The sequence below is a fragment of the Burkholderiales bacterium genome, from assembly GCA_035518095.1.
In the GTDB taxonomy this organism is placed as follows: domain Bacteria; phylum Pseudomonadota; class Gammaproteobacteria; order Burkholderiales; family JAHFRG01; genus JAHFRG01.
Window position 1 is genome coordinate 64,663 of record DATIXX010000071.1, and the last position, 15,510, is coordinate 80,172.

The 15,510-nt window shown below is 53.9% G+C and carries 15 protein-coding genes; 10 read left to right on the forward strand and 5 right to left on the reverse strand.

Translation table 11 applies throughout. From position 1 onward, the window contains the following. Positions 1-123: 123 nt before the first annotated feature. The 3 genes from VLV32_11430 to VLV32_11440 all read left to right on the forward strand — a co-directional run bounded on the left by VLV32_11430 (position 124) and on the right by VLV32_11440 (position 3,156). Complete coding sequence (locus VLV32_11430; protein ID HUL42497.1) at positions 124-1,461, forward strand: histidine kinase; 1,338 nt, start codon at positions 124-126, stop codon at positions 1,459-1,461. Between the two features lie 5 nt (positions 1,462-1,466). Beyond that, positions 1,467-2,117 carry a response regulator transcription factor gene (locus VLV32_11435; protein HUL42498.1) on the forward strand — a complete coding sequence of 217 codons (651 nt, stop codon included), beginning with the start codon at positions 1,467-1,469 and terminating at the stop codon, positions 2,115-2,117. A 67-nt stretch (positions 2,118-2,184) separates the two neighbouring features. Continuing rightward, on the forward strand, positions 2,185-3,156 hold the full coding sequence (locus VLV32_11440; GenBank protein ID HUL42499.1) for a quinone oxidoreductase: 972 nt from the start codon (positions 2,185-2,187) through the stop codon (positions 3,154-3,156). 8 nt (positions 3,157-3,164) lie between these two features. Here VLV32_11440 and VLV32_11445 read toward each other — a convergent pair whose 3' ends face one another. Both VLV32_11445 and VLV32_11450 read right to left on the reverse strand, forming a co-directional pair. Further along, positions 3,165-5,135, reverse strand: a complete 1,971-nt coding sequence (locus VLV32_11445) for an APC family permease (GenBank protein ID HUL42500.1) — start codon at positions 5,133-5,135, stop codon at positions 3,165-3,167. A 3-nt stretch (positions 5,136-5,138) separates the two neighbouring features. Then, entirely contained in the window at positions 5,139-5,492 is a 354-nt protein-coding gene (locus VLV32_11450; GenBank protein ID HUL42501.1) for a tetratricopeptide repeat protein, read from the reverse strand. A 134-nt stretch (positions 5,493-5,626) separates the two neighbouring features. On the opposite strand from VLV32_11450, the gene VLV32_11455 reads away from it, so the two are divergent. From VLV32_11455 to ubiD, 5 genes are read left to right on the forward strand one after another with little or no spacing between them, the layout of a single operon-like run. Next, positions 5,627-6,010: a RidA family protein gene (locus tag VLV32_11455; protein ID HUL42502.1), complete on the forward strand. Its 384-nt coding sequence runs from the start codon at positions 5,627-5,629 to the stop codon at positions 6,008-6,010. A gap of 52 nt (positions 6,011-6,062) precedes the next feature. Continuing rightward, positions 6,063-8,159: an ATP-dependent DNA helicase RecG gene (recG, locus tag VLV32_11460; GenBank protein HUL42503.1), complete on the forward strand. Its 2,097-nt coding sequence runs from the start codon at positions 6,063-6,065 to the stop codon at positions 8,157-8,159. Positions 8,160-8,179: 20 nt separating this feature from the next. Then, positions 8,180-8,719 (forward strand): chorismate lyase, encoded by a 540-nt coding sequence (locus tag VLV32_11465; protein HUL42504.1) that lies wholly within the window; start codon positions 8,180-8,182, stop codon positions 8,717-8,719. After that, positions 8,716-9,582, forward strand: coding sequence for a 4-hydroxybenzoate octaprenyltransferase (gene ubiA / locus VLV32_11470; protein HUL42505.1), 867 nt, complete (start codon positions 8,716-8,718; stop codon positions 9,580-9,582). Before VLV32_11465 ends, ubiA begins: the two co-directional genes overlap by 4 nt. Before the next feature lie 24 nt (positions 9,583-9,606). Further along, on the forward strand, positions 9,607-11,070 hold the full coding sequence (gene ubiD, locus VLV32_11475) for a 4-hydroxy-3-polyprenylbenzoate decarboxylase (protein HUL42506.1): 1,464 nt from the start codon (positions 9,607-9,609) through the stop codon (positions 11,068-11,070). Positions 11,071-11,352: 282 nt separating this feature from the next. On the opposite strand, the gene VLV32_11480 is transcribed toward ubiD, so the two are convergent. The 3 genes from VLV32_11480 to VLV32_11490 all read right to left on the reverse strand — a co-directional run bounded on the left by VLV32_11480 (position 11,353) and on the right by VLV32_11490 (position 14,725). Next, on the reverse strand, positions 11,353-11,901 hold the full coding sequence (locus tag VLV32_11480; GenBank protein HUL42507.1) for a hypothetical protein: 549 nt from the start codon (positions 11,899-11,901) through the stop codon (positions 11,353-11,355). Between the two features lie 101 nt (positions 11,902-12,002). Next, entirely contained in the window at positions 12,003-13,412 is a 1,410-nt protein-coding gene (gene dacB, locus VLV32_11485; GenBank protein ID HUL42508.1) for a D-alanyl-D-alanine carboxypeptidase/D-alanyl-D-alanine-endopeptidase, read from the reverse strand. Positions 13,413-13,414: 2 nt separating this feature from the next. After that, entirely contained in the window at positions 13,415-14,725 is a 1,311-nt protein-coding gene (locus tag VLV32_11490) for an adenosylmethionine--8-amino-7-oxononanoate transaminase (protein ID HUL42509.1), read from the reverse strand. A 145-nt stretch (positions 14,726-14,870) separates the two neighbouring features. On the opposite strand from VLV32_11490, the gene groES reads away from it, so the two are divergent. After that, positions 14,871-15,158, forward strand: a complete 288-nt coding sequence (gene groES, locus VLV32_11495) for a co-chaperone GroES (GenBank protein ID HUL42510.1) — start codon at positions 14,871-14,873, stop codon at positions 15,156-15,158. Positions 15,159-15,222: 64 nt separating this feature from the next. Next, positions 15,223-15,510 (forward strand): TCP-1/cpn60 chaperonin family protein (locus VLV32_11500; protein HUL42511.1); only part of this gene is annotated, 288 nt, incomplete at its 3' end.

Here is a 15,510-nt window from a genome sequence, read left to right on the forward strand (position 1 = left end):
AGAGACTGGGGAGAGGACGTGGAGAAACGCTAGTTGACACCTGTTGGCTGGACAACAGCTATTAGAATTGGAATACTCGGCTACTTGAACGATTGGTACTGGGGTTTTAAACAAGAGAGCACGGTGAATTTCCCGCATCTATTGCGTTTCCTCTGGATACGGCCTGCGTGGTGGCGGGATTCACTCATCGTTGTCGTCCTTACCCTGGTAACCTATGGTATATCGATCAAATATGAATTAAGCGAGAAGCTGGTACCCCTTACTCGTTCCTTCGAAAAATACCAGCTCGATGAACTTCCCCTAGTGCTGATTGTAATGCTGTTGTCGATGGTATGGTTTTCATGGCGCAGGCGGAAAGAGGCGGGCATGGAGCTTTCCAGGAGAAGGGCGGTTGAAACCGAACTGGAGAAAAGCGAGCGCCAATACCGCCTGCTGTTCGTGGAGAATTTTTCAGGTAATCTCATGGCTTCGCCGGAGGGCATATTTCGGTTTTGCAATCCGGCTGTGGCACGAATTCTCGGTTTTGCCTCGCCCGAGCAGGCGGTGGGCAAATCGCTGGAGCAATTTTATGCCCAGCCCGGGCTATGGAAGACGCATTTGCGTTGGCTGCATGACGGGAAAAGGCTGGAACTGGACCAATTGCAACTGGTTAACGCGGTCGGCAATCCAATCACGGTGATGGCCAAGATGATGGCAAACTTCTCGACCGACACGGTGACTGAATTACATGTTTATTTAACTGACATTACCGAGCTTAAAATGATGGAACAGGATTTATCCGACACACTTGCACAGAACCGGCAGCTGTCTCATCAGCAAATCCTGTTGCAGGAAGAGGAGCGAAGGAACATGGCACGCGAGCTGCACGATGAACTCGGACAATACCTGAACGCCATCAAGCTCAATGCAGTGTTCATCCGCGACCGAACAAAAGATATGACCGCCGAGGTCCACTCAAGCGCAGAATCCATTGTGGAAATTTCAACGCGGGTTTATGACGTTGTGCGCAGCATGATGCGCAAGCTTCGCCCCGTGGCGCTTGACGAACTCGGCTTAAGCTCGGCATTGGAGCACATGGTTCAAAGTTGGCGCGAACGCTTGCCGGCGATCATCTTTACGCTGAAAATCGAAGCAAGCGTGGATGGCTTCAGCGAAGCGCTGAATATTGCGATATACCGCCTGGTACAGGAAGCTTTAACCAATGTTGCCAAACATGCTCTGGCCTCGAGTGTCAGTATCTTGCTTGACAAGCGTGAGCCCGATGGATTGCGTACGAGTTGGGTATATCTCTCCGTTAGCGATGACGGCATTGGCGTGAATCTGCGTGAACATAAACCGGGTTTGGGCATCGTAGGCATGCGCGAGCGGGTCGAGGCCTTGGGTGGTAGGTTTGAAATTGAAAGCGCGCCCGGGTGCGGACTCTGCCTACGCGCCTCAATCCCCATTACAATTGGTAACTGACTATTATGCTAACGTCAAATCAGATACGGGTGTTGCTTGTGGACGACCATTGCGTGGTCCGGGAAGGCTACAAGCGGTTGCTCGAGAGGGAAGCGTCGATAAGCGTTATCGGCGAAGCGGGCGGCGGCCCGGATGCGTACCGATTGTTTAATGAACATCGGCCCGATGTGGTTGTTATGGACATATCGCTCCCCGGAATGAGCGGAATTGAAGTCATGCGACGCATGCTGATGCGGGCGCCCGACGCGAAAGTGCTCATTTTCAGCATGCATGAAGATGCGGTGTTCGCGTCGCAGGCATTGCAGGCCGGCGCTCGCGGCTACATTACCAAGTCAAGCGCGCCGGAGATTCTCGTGAAAGCAGTACAAGCCGTGGCACTTGACCAGTTGTATGTAGATTCCGGTATCAGCCAAAAACTTGCCGCGCAGCGCCGTGGCTGTGAAAATGCGTTGAAGCTGCTTTCTGCGCGGGAGTTTGAGATATTCCGTCTGCTTGCTATTGGACAGACCATCGCGCAGATTTCGGAAACCCTGAACTTGAGCTGGAAAACAGTGGCCAACTACCAGTCTATTGTGAAGCAAAAACTCGGTGTGCAAAGCGCAGTACAATTGGCATGGCTGGCTATATCACAAGGGCTCATTGGAAATAGGAATTGAAGATGTTGTTTCGTTCAGCGGTCAAATGATTCAATCTTTGTCGGCAGAATAGCCAACAGGACACAATATGCCTTTTGCAATCCGCATTCATGAGACGGGCGGGCCCGAAAAAATGCGCTGGGAAGAAGTCCCGCTCGAAACACCGGGCCCAGGGCAAGTGCTGGTGCGCAACACCGCAATCGGGCTGAATTTTATCGATACTTACCACCGCAGCGGGATGTATCCGATAGCTCCGCCCGCCACGTTGGGCATGGAAGGGGCAGGAATCGTCGACAAGATTGGACCGAAAGTGAACGGATTGAAGACGGGAGATCGCGTTGCCTATGCGCAGCCAATCGGGGCGTATGCGGAATGGGTGCTGCGGCCCGCCGATCGGCTGGTTAAAATTCCGTCCGGTGTTGACGACAAAACGGCAGCAGCAATAATGCTCAAAGGCATGACAGCGCAATATTTGATCAGGCGCACCTACAAAGTGAAGGCGGGCGACGTGATATTGGTGCACGCCGCGGCAGGAGGGGTGGGCCAGATCCTTTGCCAATGGGCGAAGCACTTGGGTGCCACGGTGATCGGCACAGTCGGCACCGAGGAAAAAGCAAAGCTCGCGCACAAAGCCGGGTGCAAACACGTCATCGTTACCGTACGCGAAAAATTTCCAGAGCGAGTCAAGGAAATCACTAAAGGCGCCGGAGTGCCGGTGGTCTACGACGGCATCGGCAAAGACACGTTTATGGATTCGCTCGACTGCCTGGCGCCTCTGGGACTGATGGTGAGCTACGGCAGCGCTTCAGGCGCAGTAGCGCCGTTCAGCCTCGCCCTCCTCGCGCAGAAAGGTTCGTTGTTTCTCACGCGTCCGACCTTGATGACCTACACCGCAAAGCGCGAGGACCTGCTCAAGAGCGCCGCAGAACTTTTTACCGTGGTAAAAAACGGTGCTGTCCGGATCAACATCAATCAAACCTACCCGTTGCGGGAAGCAGCCCAGGCGCACCGCGACCTGGAGTCACGCAAAACCGTCGGCTCAACGTTGCTTTTACCCTAGGTTCCGCATCAAGATACTTTCATTGGCAGAATCACCATCTGCATTCCGCGCAAATGCAGGCGATTTTGCATGGTAAGCGCAGTCTGGTTGTGCAGCAGGCGCGTAAAGAAATTGTCGTGCTGGAAAATCAATTTGCTGGCGAAGAACACGCAATTTGGAAATTGCTGCGCCACTTTTTCGGTGAGGTGCGTGAGTTCGTCGACCGGGTCGCAGCCGAATACCTCGCAGGTGGTCGCCGCAAGTCCATGGCTGTGGCAGAAGCCGGTGTAATATTTGAGCGAGTTGCCGATTTTTTGTTGTAAATCATTCAGCGTCTCTTTCGCGTTATAGCTTTGCGCGTCTACTTCTCCCGCCGCAATGAACACGAAATTTTTGAAGTGATTGGGGAAGAGGCGTTGTACCCACAACAAGGTATGCATGCCGACGCCCAGATTTTTACCCACTAGAAACACAGCGGTGGGTTGCGTCGGGTCGATTTTAGGCGCGGGGGCTTGGTCATTCCAGGTGGGTGTAGACACAAACAGTTCGTCTATTTTGCGCAACTGATCGCGCACTTCGTCGTAGTGTTTTCTAATCAACAAGCAAATCCCTATCACTAGGCCGGTAATCAGCAATGTCACCCAGCCGCCTTCGCGGAATTTTTCGACAACGGTTACTACCAGAATGCCGCTGGTGACCAACAAACCGGAAATCGAAAGCACCAATCTGCGGCGCCAATGTTCCATTGATTGGCGGTTGCGAAACCAGTGCACGCACAATCCGAGGATCGACATCGAAAACGTAAGAAACACATTGATGCTGTACAAAACAACTAGAAGGTTGACGCTGCCATCGGTTCCAATAAGGATAGCCAGGGCCGCGAGGCCCATGAGGGAAATGCCGTTTTGCGTCACCAAGCGGCTCGAAAGCTGACGGAACTGGCGTGGCACCCAGGAATCGGCAGCCATATTGGCCATCACTGCAGGGCCACCGAGAAAACCAGTGTTTGCAGCAACGAACAGTAATCCCGCTTCAAGCGCCAGTACCGCCGCCAGCGCAACATGGTTCGCCAAGTCGCCGCCTGCGCCGAAGCTTAAGATGATCTCGTGGAAGACCACTGCATTCAGCGTTTGGCCTTCCACGGGTCTTACGTCCCACAACAGGTAAAGCAATATGATGCCCCCTGCGGTAAACGCCAGGGAAAATGCCATGTAAATCATCGTGAGCTTACCGGTACGCACTCGCGGTTCGGCCAGGCGGTTGATATTGTTGGATACCGCCTCGATTCCGGTATACGTGCCGCCGCCCAACGAATAGGCGCGCAGAAAAAGCGACGCGACGAACAGCCAGCCCGTTTCGTGAGCCAGACTTGTAGTTTCGTTCAGCGTATCGGGTATCAGACGCGGAAGATTTTCGGCATGAGCTTGAACGCCGTAGGCGATTAGCAGGACATGGGTGACGACAAAGCCCAGAAAAATCGGCAGCAAAACCTGGATCGATTCTTTCATGCCGCGCAAGTTAAGCCCCATCAGCAACAAAATCAGCACGATTTCGTTCACCAGCTTGAATGGCTGAACGCCGGCCGGGAGCAGGCTAAATAATGCGTCCACACCGCTTGCCACTGAAATGGCGATTGTCAGCACGTAGTCAACGATTAATGCGGAACCCGAGACCAGCCCGGCATGCGGTCCGAGCAGCCGGCTTGCGACCTTGTATCCTCCCCCGCCCGAAGGAAACAGTTCAATGACCTGGTTGTATGCTAGCGAAATGACAAAAACGGTAAGCGCCGTTGCCACCGCCATATACAGGCCAAGATGAGTGTGAACTCCAAGCGCAAGGAAAGCCTCTTCCGGTCCGTATGCCGATGAAGACAGACCATCGGCGCCAAGTCCCACCCATGCCAGAAACGCGATCAGTACAATATGCTTGCGGGTTTCCGGCTTAAGCGGATCCAGAGGCGCGCCGATTATAAGCTTGCGGAATTTTTCGACAACCGGCATGCGCTATTGTTGTTGCCCGGATTTGGAATTCTGGGCCAATTGTTTTTCAATCCGGCGCGCGAATACCTGCATTTCCCTCGCGGCCTGTTTGTCGCCTTTCGCTTCTGCGACCGTGATACCCTGTTGGAACGCAGTCAACGCTTGTTGCAGGCGGCCACACTCAGCAAGCGCATTTCCCAGCAACTTCCACGCAGCTGAATAAGTCGGATCATGACGCACCGCTTGCCTCAAGTGCGCGACCGCGGCAGTTGCCTGTTTGAGCTTGAGATATTCGGTACCAAGACTAAAACGTAATAGAGCGTCATCGCGGCCCGCCGCAAGCACTTGTTCCAGATTTGCAACAAGCGAGTTCGCCATTCCGCGTAAAATCCTAATTCCCAATTGCGGCTATGATAGCTCAATTCACGCAGCGCGTGACCATACGCTGCTGCGATATGCTTTGTTAATAACCCGCAAATCCTGATAACATCGGCCACACAAGGAAAATGCTCATGGTCAAAAAAATCATCCATAGCGATGCCGCGCCGAAGGCCATAGGTGTTTACTCGCAAGCCGTACGCGTAGGACAAACAGTTTATTTATCCGGTCAAATCGGGCTCGACCCGCAAAGCATGCAAATGGTGGACGGCATCGATGCCCAGATCGTGCGGGTATTGGAGAATCTCAAAGCGGTGGCGCAAGCCGCGGGGGGAGATTTGAACGAAATAGTCAAGCTCACTGTGTATCTCGTCGACCTCGCGCACTTTACCCGCGTCAACGAAATCATGGCCAAATATTTGCGCGAACCGTATCCGGCGCGGGCGGCTCTTGGCGTAGCTGCGCTGCCTCGCGGCGCGCTGGTGGAAATGGATGCTATCTTGTTCCTTGGGAAGTGAGCCTGTAATGGCGACCGGGATGCAATGTTTGTCTGCCGTTGAGATGTAACACATGCATTCGGCCGCAGATCAAAGTGCTAACAAAAAATCCAGCTCCAAAATAACCGATCGCACCGGGTTCGCAGACCTCAGTCAGCCTACTCTGGAAAAGCTCGCAAAACTCGGCATATCGCGCTGGCTCGACCTCGTGTTGCATTTGCCGGTCAGATACGAAGATGAAACGCGCATTTACCCCATCAAAGACGCGTTATCCGGCCAAATCGTGCAGGTCGAAGGAGTAATCGTTAACACCGAAATCCAGTATCGGCCGCGGCGCACGCTGGTGTGCCACATCGAAGATTCCGGCGGTACTCTTGTAATGCGATTGCTGAATTTTTACGGCAGCCAAGTTAAAGCGCTCTCACCGGGTACACGATTGCGGTTATTGGGCGAAATCCGCCAGGGATTTTTTGGAGCTGAGATGGTACATCCCAAATACCGCATCGTACGAGGCGAAACGCCGCTGCCGGATGCACTGACCCCGGTATATGCGACCACCGCCGGCTTATCGCAGGATTCGCTGCGCAAGCTTATTCAACGCAGCCTGGCCGAAAACGATCTCTCGGAAAGCCTGCCAAAACAGCTGATAAACGACCTCAAATTACCGGGTTTTAAGGAAAGCATTTTGTTTTTGCATCAACCGCCACCACGGGTTAAATTGCAGCAGCTTGCGCAGCGGGATCATCCCGCGTGGCGCAGGATCAAGTTCGACGAACTGCTGGCGCAGCAATTATCGATGCGCCTACATTACCGTGAGCGGCGCAGTCGCGTTGCCCCGGCAATGCCGAAGCGCGGTCTGATTACGCAAGCTCTGCGCGAGAGTTTGCCCTTTGTATTGACCGCCGCCCAATGCAGAGCCATTGAGGAAATCGCCGGCGACCTTGGCCAGCCTTATCCGATGCAGCGGCTGTTGCAGGGTGATGTCGGAAGTGGAAAAACCATCGTGGCAGCTTTTGCCGTGGCGCAGGCCATTGAGAGCGGGTGCCAGGCGGCGATTATGGCGCCTACCGAGATTCTTGCCGAACAGCATTTTCACAAGTTTTCGGGTTGGCTCCGGCCACTCGGTGTAAATGTGGCATGGCTTGCTGGTTCGTCAAGCAAGAAACAAAAGCAGACCGCGCTGAAGGACGTGTCGCAAGGCGACGCGACGCTTGTAATCGGCACACACGCACTGATTCAGGAACAAGTCGAATTCCGCAACTTGGGTCTCGCCATCATAGATGAACAGCACCGGTTTGGTGTGCATCAACGGTTGGCACTACGCATCAAAGGCAGCCGGCCCGGTCTACAGCCGCATCAGCTGATGATGAGTGCGACACCGATCCCGCGAACCCTAAGCATGAGCTACTATGCTGACCTCGACGTATCAGTTGTCGACCAGCTGCCGCCGGGGCGCACGCCGGTTACGACCAAGCTGGTCGCGGATAATCGGCGGGCGGAGGTCATTGCACGGGTGCGCGATGCCTGCATTGCCGGCAAGCAAGCGTATTGGGTGTGCCCGCTAATTGAAGAATCCGAGGCGATGCAGCTCAAGACGGCTCTGGAAACTCATTTTGTTTTGAAGACCACTTTTCCCGAGTTAAAAGTCGGCTTGGTTCACGGCAGATTATCCGGCCAGGAAAAAGCGGCAGTGATGCAGGCGTTCCTCCAAGGAAAAATCCAGTTGCTGGTGGCGACCACTGTGATCGAGGTTGGCGTGGACGTCCCCAATGCTTCGTTGATGGTAATCGAGAATGCAGAGCGAATGGGCCTGTCGCAATTGCATCAGTTGCGGGGACGCATCGGACGCGGCGCGGGGCACAGCGTTTGCATCCTGATGTATCAGAACCCGCTTGGAGAAGCCGCTCGGGCAAGGCTCAAAATAGTTTTCGAGACCGCGGACGGCTTCGAAATCGCCAGACAGGACCTGCGTCTGCGTGGGCCGGGGGAATTTCTCGGGGCGCGGCAAAGCGGCGTGCCCATGCTGCGCTTTGCCGATATCAACATCGATGTTGATTTGCTTGAGGGTGCGCGCGATGCTGCGGCCCGCATGCTCAAGGAATTTCCACAGTTCGTTGAATTGCATTTGCAGCGCTGGCTGGGCGGCAGGCAAGACTATCTGCGGGTATAAGAATTACCGGTGCCCTTGTTATGAAGCGCTCTCAGTATCGGTGGCAGCCAAGCCCAGTCAATGCTCAACGTTCTTATCATCGATGGCTAATCGAGCGCGGTTCACTCACGCGTCGCCTGCAAGCACGCTGCCCGTCATTCAGCGTGCGGGCGGTGCAACAGCGGCTTGACCGGCCGTGCCGCGACGAGTTGGCGGCAATCAGCTCCAAGAGCCAGGAACTGCAGGTGGTGCGGGACGTATATTTATATTGCCGTGAAACTCCGGTGGTGTTTGCGCACAGTGTCCTGAATCGGCATAGTCTGCGGGGAGCGTGGCGCAACATCAGCAGACAGGGCGTAAAACCGCTTGGGGCGGCGCTATTTGCCAATCCGCGCGTTAAGCGCACACCCCTGTACTTCAGGAAGTTCGACTCGCATCATAAGCTTTACTCATGTGCATGCCGTTTGCTGAAAGATCCCCCCAGCCATCTGTGGGGAAGGCGCTCGGTCTTCATCCTGCGCGGGCAACCGATACTTGTAACTGAAGTATTTTTGCCCGGAATCCTGGAACTTATGCGATGACGCTCAAGGAGCGATTGCACCTATACGAAAAATTGATGCGGCTCGATAAGCCGATAGGTGTTTTATTGCTGTTGTGGCCGACGCTATGGGGCCTGTGGATTTCCTCGTATGGTCGGCCGAACTGGGTAATACTCTGGATTTTTGTTTTAGGCACGATCCTGATGCGTTCCGCAGGCTGCGTCATCAATGACTACGTTGATCGTGATATTGACAGGCAGGTGGAGCGAACTCGCGGCCGACCCTTGGCAAGCGGTCAGGTCAGCGCCAAGGAGGCATTATTGCTGGCTACGGTTCTGGCGCTGCTCGCATTTTCGTTGATTCTGACGCTCGATCGTCTGGTAATAATTCTTTCCGTGCCGGCACTGCTGATCGCAGCAACGTATCCGTATACGAAACGGTTTTTTGCCGTTCCGCAAGCTTATCTTGGCATTGCGTTCGGCTTCGGCATACCAATGGCCTATGCCGCTAATGTCGGCGCGGTTCCCCTGGTTGCGTGGGCGCTGGTGCTTGCGAACGTGTTCTGGGCCGTGGCCTATGACACCGAATACGCAATGGTAGATCGCAGCGACGATATCAAAGTCGGGATAAAAACTTCGGCCATCACTTTTGGAAAATACGACGTGCTGGCCGTGATGTTTTGCTACGCTACCATGGTGGGGATACTCGCGGGTGTCGGGCTGCGCTTCAAATTTGGAGTGCTGTATTACCTGGGGCTGCTGGCTGCCGCGGGCGTCATGGGTTATCACTACGTATTAATTAAAGATCGCGAGCGCGATAAATGCTTCAAGGCATTTCTGCACAACAATTGGGTAGGGGCGGCTGTTTTTGCCGGCATCGCTCTCGATCTGCACTATCGCTACTGAAACTGCGCCGCCCTCAAACCATAAATGAAATATCGAGATCTCCGCGATTTTATCGCGCAACTGGAAAAGCTCGGTGAGCTTAAGCGGGTAGGGACGGAAGTCGACCCGTATCTAGAAATGACCGAAATCTGCAACCGGGTGCTAAAAGCACAAGGCCCCGCAATTCTATTCGAGAAGCCTAAGGGTCACACCATTCCGGTTCTCGGCAATTTATTCGGTACGGTCCGAAGAGTTGCTCTCGGCATGGGCGAGCAATCTGTTGCAGCACTGCGTGAAGTAGGGAGGCTCCTCGCGTATCTTAAAGAGCCGGATCCACCCAAAGGGTTAAAAGATGTCTGGGAAAAACTGCCGGCATGGAAGCAGATTATGAATATGGCGCCGAAAGAGCTGAGCTCCGCGCCTAGTCAGGAAATCGTGTGGGAGGGCAAAGACGTGGATTTGTCGCGGCTGCCAGTGCAGACGTGTTGGCCTAAAGATGCCGCGCCGCTCATTACCTGGGGTCTGGTAATTACCCAAGGGCCGCATAAGCAACGGGAGAATCTAGGCATCTACCGGCAGCAGGTCATAGCACCCAATAAAGTCATCATGCGCTGGCTCAGCATGAGGGGCGGCGCGCTGGATTACCGGGATCATTGTAGCGTTAATTCCGGCCGGCCGTTTCCCGTGGCTGTAGCACTGGGCGCTGATCCTGCGACTATTCTCAGCGCCGTTGCGCCGCTGCCGGATACACTTGGGGAGTATCAGTTTGCGGGATTACTGCGCGGAAACAAGAGCGAAATTGTGAAATGCCTGGGCAGTGATTTGCACGCGCCCGCAAGTGCCGAAATCGTGCTGGAAGGTGCAATACATTCGAATGATACAGCGCTGGAGGGGCCCTTTGGCGATCATACGGGCTATTACAATGAACAAGAGCGTTTCCCGGTATTTACGATAGATCGCGTCACGCTGCGACGCGACGCGATTTATCTCAGCACTTATACCGGCAGGCCACCTGATGAGCCGGCGGTTCTGGGTATGGCGCTAAATGAAGTATTCATTCCGCTGCTGCAAAAGCAGTTTCCAGAGATAGTGGATTTTTACCTGCCGCCGGAAGGATGTTCCTACCGCCTCGCGGTGGTGAGCATAAAAAAACAATACCCTGGCCACGCCAAGCGCTTAATGTTCGGCGTGTGGTCATATCTTCGCCAGTTCATGTACACCAAATTCATTATCGTCACTGATGATGATGTGAACATCCGGGACTGGAAAGAGGTAATTTGGGTCATCAGTACGCGGGTTGACCCAGTGCGCGACACCTTGCTGGTCGAGAACACGCCGATTGATTATCTGGATTTTGCCAGTCCGGTTTCCGGCTTGGGTAGCAAAATGGCGATAGATGCAACCAACAAATGGCCAGCTGAAACCGCGCGCCGCTGGGGTACGCCAATCGAAATGGATGACGCGGTCAAGCGACGCGTGGATCAGCTCTGGCGGGAGCTGGGGCTGTGACCCTGCTCGGGATCCTCTAATTACGTCCATCGCGTGCGCGACGGTGCGCAATCCGGGTGCGCGGGGAGGCGTGAGCAGCGTCTTTCGATGTTAGGCTAAATAAGCGACGAACGACTAAGTCTTGCGCCCGAATTGCTCTGTCTCGAAGGATTGAAGCGATTGGGCGGCTATCCGCGGCGTTGCTCGGGCTTGCGTTATATCTCGACCGCGTTACGCCCTTGAGTGTCGCATCCGGCCGCCGCGCGTTCCTGCGCGCCATGCGCAGGACTCAATCAGGAATTCCTAAAATTTCAAACCGAAACCGAGGGAAAACCAGCGCGCGTTGTTTTGGCCGCTGTAAATATCTTCCACACCCGGGTTGTTATAGAGATCCCACCCAAGGCGCATGTCGACATTTGGGTTGTAATTGTATTTCAGACCGATCCCGTACTTGAGGTCTGAGTATCTTTCGCCTAAGTAGGACGGGACAATCAGGTTTTGCGCGAAATCCGAACTGGATCTGGCGACGCCGAATTTGCCAAATAGAGCGAATTTATCTCCAATCGGCAGTGTACCCACGCCTAGAAGATTCCGGTTGGTCGAAGCAAAGGCATATGGCATTGCTGGGCCGCCGTCATAACCGATATTACCGAGCTCGGCGCCCAGATATTTTCCGAAAGTGTAATAACGTCCGCTGGCGCCGGGATATTTGAAACCTACGCCGCCCGTGTATCCAAACAACGCGGCGTAATCGGCTTCTGAGTAGCCTTGAACATCATATCCCTGAGCGCTTGCCGCGAATGGCAAAAATAGGCTGCCCAAAACTAGAGGCATCAAGACGTGAAATTTCATGGCGTTCCGTTCATTGCGGCAACCGCACAGCCGCACGTCACCAGTATAATCCCATGACTTCATATTTTAAAGTGCGGCACGTCACCGTGATTTGAAGCACGCTAACGCCGATAAACCCATTGCAGCAGCTGGTTTTCAAAGGGCTCTGCGTCAGCCGCACTTGGGCTATTGATAAGGCAAACGACGACCATCATCCTGCCTGCATGGTCGAGCACATAACCGGCTATTGCGCGAACACCTTCGAGGCTGCCGGTCTTTATGTGTCCCCGCCCTGCTATATCCTCGTCGTTGAGGCGTTTTTTCATCGTGCCATCGACTGCGACAAGCGGCAACGAAGCAACCAATTCAGGCATCACCGGGCTTCGGTAAGCGCTAATCAATAGTGCTCCAAGATGCTTTGCGCTGATGCGCGCGCTGCGCGACAGACCGGCTCCGTTTTCCAGCACCAGCTCGGGGAACAGCAAGCCTTTGCTGGCGAGCCATTGTTTTATCACGCGCACCGATTGCTCAGGCGCGGCGGGCGATTGCGCGGCTTCGGCACCAATGGTGAGAAATAGTTGACGGGCCATGACATTGTTGCTCCATTTGTTAATGTCGCGAACGGCTTCGCCAAGCGTCTCGGATTCCCCGCTGAAGATGAGACGCGCATTGGCCGGCGTCTCAAATTCGCGAACAGCGCCTTTTAGCGTGCCACCCAGTTCCCGCCATAACTCTTTGAACACGTTGTACACATATTGGGGATGATCGAACAATGCTACATACCAGGTTTGTTCGCCGCAGCCTGCAGGATAGGCTCCGTTCAACAATATGCGTGCCGATTTCGCAGTAGCCTGAATGTTGGCGACCAATTTAGGACTCCATTCTCCACAAGGTTCGTCCACCAAGCGCAGCCCATTGATGATTTCAATATCTGCAGCCAACGGGTCGGCAGTGACGTTGATCGTTTGTTTCTCGGTATCGGGGATGAACAACAGGCGTACGCTGTTGAAGTTAAGCAACAGGGCGTCCGGCGCGACGTTGTAAGGTCGGTTCGGTTCGTTATCGAATTGTCCCGGGTCCGTGTTCGAGGCAGTAAAATACCCGCGGTCGAGGACAAGGTCGCCTTCGATTTCGCGAACACCGCGTTGCCTCAGCTCGCGCAACATCAGCCAGAAATTTTCCAGCGTAAGTTTTGGATTGCCGTAACCCCTGATGATTAAATCGCCGTCAAGCACTCCGTTATCGATTGTGCCCAGGGCATAGAACTCGGTCTTCCACGTATAGGCCGGACCGAGCAATTCCAATCCGGCATAAGTTGTAAGAAGTTTCATGGTCGACGCCGGGTCGAACGCGCGGTCAGCGTCGTAATTCAATACTGGGGTCGTCGCGTTTACTTGCTGCACAAAAATGCCGACTTGCGCTGCACCCAGCCCCGCGCTTGCTAACGATTTGCTTAACGGCGCGGGCAATCGTTCAGCGGCGGCGGGAAAAGTCAGAGACAAAAAAAACAGAACTAAAGCTATAGCGCGCATATTTAAATCTTATCTAGCAAAGCAAAAGTTGTTTCCACTAGGAAACTCATTTCCTCCTCATCAATGATATAGGGTGGCATGAAATAGACGGTATTTCCCAACGGCCGCAACAGCAATCCCGATTCCAGCGCTGCACGATGGAAATTCCGTGAGAAGTTCCAGTCCGAATTGTTTACCTCAAACGCCCAAATCATTCCGGTATTGCGGAAGTCTTGAACTCTCGGATGCTGAGAAATAATTCTAGCCATCTTAGTAAATTGCGCAGACTTTGCATAATTGCTTTGGATGACTTGATCCTGCTCGAAGATATCGAGCGTGGCATTCGCGGCACAGCAGGCGAGTGCATTACCGCTGAAGGAATGAGAATGCAGAAACCCGCGGCCTACTTCATCATCGTAAAATGCCCGGTAAATCGCATCGGTGCACATCACTACTGAAAGCGGCAGGTAACCGCCCGTAATACTTTTCGACAAGCATAGTAAATCTGGTGTGATGCCGGCTTGCTGGCACGCGAATAGCGTACCGGTGCGACCAAAACCAACCGCTATTTCGTCGGCGATTAAGTGCACCGCATACCGATCGCAAAGCTGCCGAGCTTGCTTTAAATATTCAGGATGATACATGGCCATCCCGCCCGCGCACTGCACCAGCGGTTCGAGAATGAAAGCTGCGATGTCTTCGTGATGTTTGTTTAAATAGCTATCCAGTATTTCAGAGCAGCGCAGCGCGTATTGCAGACTGTATTCGCCGGGCTCGGACCGGCGCCAATCGGGCGACGGAACCGTCGCCGTAGAGCGCAATAAAGGAGCATAGGTATTTTTGAATATCGCAACATCGGTCACCGACAGCGCTCCGAGGGTTTCGCCGTGATAGCCATTTGCCACGCTTAAAAATTGAGTCTTGCGAATCTGTCCGCTGTTATGCCAAAAATGAAAACTCATCTTCAACGCGATTTCCACGCTGCAAGCGCCGTCGCTGCCGTAGAAGCAATGTCCAAGACCACGCGGTGCGAGCCTAATTAAACGCTCGGAAAGCTCGATGACCGGCTCGTGAGTGAAGCCGGCAAGCATCACGTGTTCAAGCTTCTCAAGCTGATCGCGCAGCGCGGCATTAACGCGCGGGTTGCAATGGCCGAAGAGATTCACCCACCAAGAGCTTATGGCATCGAGATAACGTTTGCCATCACAATCGTAAATCCACGCGCCCTTTGCGCGCGCGATGGCAACGAGCGGCAGCGTCTCATGTTGCTTCATTTGGGTGCAGGGATTCCAAATCGCCGCCAGACTGCGCGTAGGTAGTTCGCCGGTATCCATCACCGCCCCTTGATTATAAAAGACTTAGGCGCTATTATTAGCACTCTCTAATGACGAGTGCTAGACCAGTATTCAGCACGCGCAGCATTGAGGCTGACGTGTTGATTAAATGATAAGTGGTTTCCTAACTACCGGAGATAAATTTATGAAAATTCGTCCTTTACATGACCGAGTAATTGTCAAGCGCTTGGAAGAAGAACGCAAGACAGCATCGGGCATCGTCATCCCCGACACTGCGGCGGAGAAACCCGATCAGGGTGAAGTCATTGCGGTCGGAAAGGGCCGGATCTTGGAAGACGGCAAAGTTCGCCCGCTTGATGTGAAGGTCGGTGATAAGGTGCTATTTGGCAAATACTCGGGTCAGACTGTGAAAGTCAAAGGCGAGGAACTTCTTGTAATGCGCGAGGAAGACATCATGGGCGTCGTGGAGTGACCAGGCTTAAGCGGACAATTTTGAATTTTTAACGGGAATAAGCAAACTTACTGAGGAGAAGGACATGGCAGCTAAAGATGTGAAATTCAGTGAAACCGCGCGTGCCAAGATGTTCGCAGGCGTCAATATCCTCGCTGATGCGGTAAAAATAACTCTCGGCCCCAAAGGCCGCAACGTGGTGCTTGAGCGCTCCTACGGTGCCCCCACTATCACCAAGGATGGTGTATCGGTGGCGAAGGAAATTGAGCTTAAGGACAAGTTTGAGAACATGGGTGCGCAGATGGTGAAGGAAGTGGCGTCGAAGACCTCGGATGTGGCGGGGGATGGCACCACCACGGCGACGGTGCTGGCG

Excerpts from the sequence above, each read along its gene's own strand:
- VLV32_11435 (HUL42498.1), top strand. The coding sequence starts at position 1,467 with ATGCTAACGTCAAATCAGATACGGGTGTTGCTTGTGGACGACCATTGC.
- VLV32_11440 (HUL42499.1), top strand. The coding sequence starts at position 2,185 with ATGCCTTTTGCAATCCGCATTCATGAGACGGGCGGGCCCGAAAAAATG.
- VLV32_11445 (HUL42500.1), bottom strand. The coding sequence starts at position 5,135 with ATGCCGGTTGTCGAAAAATTCCGCAAGCTTATAATCGGCGCGCCTCTG.
- VLV32_11450 (HUL42501.1), bottom strand. The coding sequence starts at position 5,492 with ATGGCGAACTCGCTTGTTGCAAATCTGGAACAAGTGCTTGCGGCGGGC.
- VLV32_11455 (HUL42502.1), top strand. The coding sequence starts at position 5,627 with ATGGTCAAAAAAATCATCCATAGCGATGCCGCGCCGAAGGCCATAGGT.
- recG (HUL42503.1), top strand. The coding sequence starts at position 6,063 with ATGCATTCGGCCGCAGATCAAAGTGCTAACAAAAAATCCAGCTCCAAA.
- VLV32_11465 (HUL42504.1), top strand. The coding sequence starts at position 8,180 with ATGAAGCGCTCTCAGTATCGGTGGCAGCCAAGCCCAGTCAATGCTCAA.
- ubiA (HUL42505.1), top strand. The coding sequence starts at position 8,716 with ATGACGCTCAAGGAGCGATTGCACCTATACGAAAAATTGATGCGGCTC.
- ubiD (HUL42506.1), top strand. The coding sequence starts at position 9,607 with ATGAAATATCGAGATCTCCGCGATTTTATCGCGCAACTGGAAAAGCTC.
- VLV32_11480 (HUL42507.1), bottom strand. The coding sequence starts at position 11,901 with ATGAAATTTCACGTCTTGATGCCTCTAGTTTTGGGCAGCCTATTTTTG.
- dacB (HUL42508.1), bottom strand. The coding sequence starts at position 13,412 with ATGCGCGCTATAGCTTTAGTTCTGTTTTTTTTGTCTCTGACTTTTCCC.
- VLV32_11490 (HUL42509.1), bottom strand. The coding sequence starts at position 14,725 with ATGGATACCGGCGAACTACCTACGCGCAGTCTGGCGGCGATTTGGAAT.
- groES (HUL42510.1), top strand. The coding sequence starts at position 14,871 with ATGAAAATTCGTCCTTTACATGACCGAGTAATTGTCAAGCGCTTGGAA.